General features: G+C 56.0%; 2 protein-coding genes. One reads left to right on the top strand and one right to left on the bottom strand.

The genetic code is table 11. The features are described 5' to 3' along the window. The coding region (locus EOL86_15160; protein ID NCD26908.1) for a radical SAM protein at positions 1 to 471 on the bottom strand (471 nt) is incomplete at its 3' end. Positions 472 to 886: 415 nt separating this feature from the next. Between EOL86_15160 and EOL86_15155 the strand changes: the two genes are divergently transcribed. After that, positions 887 to 1,114, top strand: a complete 228-nt coding sequence (locus EOL86_15155; GenBank protein ID NCD26907.1) for a ribbon-helix-helix protein, CopG family — start codon at positions 887 to 889, stop codon at positions 1,112 to 1,114. The last annotated feature ends 205 nt before the right edge of the window (positions 1,115 to 1,319 follow it).

Genomic DNA, 1,319 nt, shown 5'->3' with positions numbered 1-1,319 from the left:
GACCACGTGGGTGTCGCCGGGCGCGAGGAGCTGGCCCACGATGGCGTCGATATGCGGGTGAATCAGGGGCTCGCCGCCAGTCAGGGCAAAGAGGCGGCAACCGGCGGCGCGGGCCTGGGCGGCCAGATCCAGCACGCGCTCCAGGGGCAGTTCGTCCCGCCGCGTCGGCGACGACGCGAACAGACAGTGCCGACAGGCCATGTTGCAGCGGTTGGTCAGGTGGAACCACAACTCGCTGATCCGCTCCAGATCCAGGTGGGCGCTACGGCCCGCGTAGTCCAGGGGTCGGACCTTGGGCAACCGGGCCAACAGGCCGGGCAGGCGAGAATCTCCATTGGGCGAGAATCCTGCCGCCAGGGGTGCGAGCAGGGCGTCGGCCGCGCTGGTCGGAACAAACCAATGGGGCTCCTCTGTGCTCAGATAAATGGGCGTCCGGTCGTGCAGCAGGCGGGTCCAGGGAAAGGTGGGCATGGGCGCTCCGGAATGGTCACGGGTTGCTGGGCATGGCGGCGAAAATACCCGGCAACGCGGCGTGGCGCAATGTGGGTGGCGAGCTGGGTGGCGAGAAAAAAGAAAGGTTCCGGCGAGCTTCTAACTCTTCGGAGCCTTTGGAAAACTTGGTGCCCCCACCAAGACTCGAACTTGGGCAAACCAGGATTAGGAAAGCCGTCGGGGCTTATTCGCCAGTCTTCACGCCTTGTATTTCTTGGGTTTGAGTTGCCCAGATTTGTTAGGATTTGTCCCAAATAGTGAATGAAATAGTGAATGAAAAGTTCGTTTCTGTGACTAGGAACGGGCTTTTTTTTGCGCTTGACGTGTTATCAAAAAATGATAATTTTTCATGAAATGAACATTGAATATATGTATTCACGAAGGAGAAAAGGAAATGCCCACATCTGTGCGCTTGCATGAAGACCTTGAACGACGCCTTAACGTACTGGCAACGGAAACGGGCCGGTCAAAGGCTTTTTACATTCGGGAAGCGGTCGCGGAATACCTTGACGATTTGGAAGATATTTACCTTGCAGAAAAGCGGCTTGAAGATTTGAGGGCAGGCCGAAGCCGCACCTACACGCTTGAAGAAGTGGGGGCACGCCTTGGCTTGGCAGATTGAGTTTGAAGAATCGGCGGAAAAGGATTTGTCCAAGCTGGACAGGAGAGCACAAAAAGACATCTGGGATTTTCTCCAAAAGCGAATTGCTACCCGAGAAAATCCAGGGAGAGGGTGTACGGGATTTTGTGTAAACGGTCATTTTTGATAAGCCCACATCCAGCCAAGGAGAGACAATGACCGCATCCAAAATCCTGTCCGCCGAACT

The organism is Deltaproteobacteria bacterium, assembly GCA_009930495.1.
GTDB lineage: Bacteria > Desulfobacterota > Desulfovibrionia > Desulfovibrionales > Desulfomicrobiaceae > Desulfomicrobium.
Note: the sequence above shows the minus strand (reverse complement) of the source record. Positions and strands in the feature narration are given on the sequence as shown.

Excerpts from the sequence above, each read along its gene's own strand:
- EOL86_15155 (NCD26907.1), top strand. The coding sequence starts at position 887 with ATGCCCACATCTGTGCGCTTGCATGAAGACCTTGAACGACGCCTTAAC.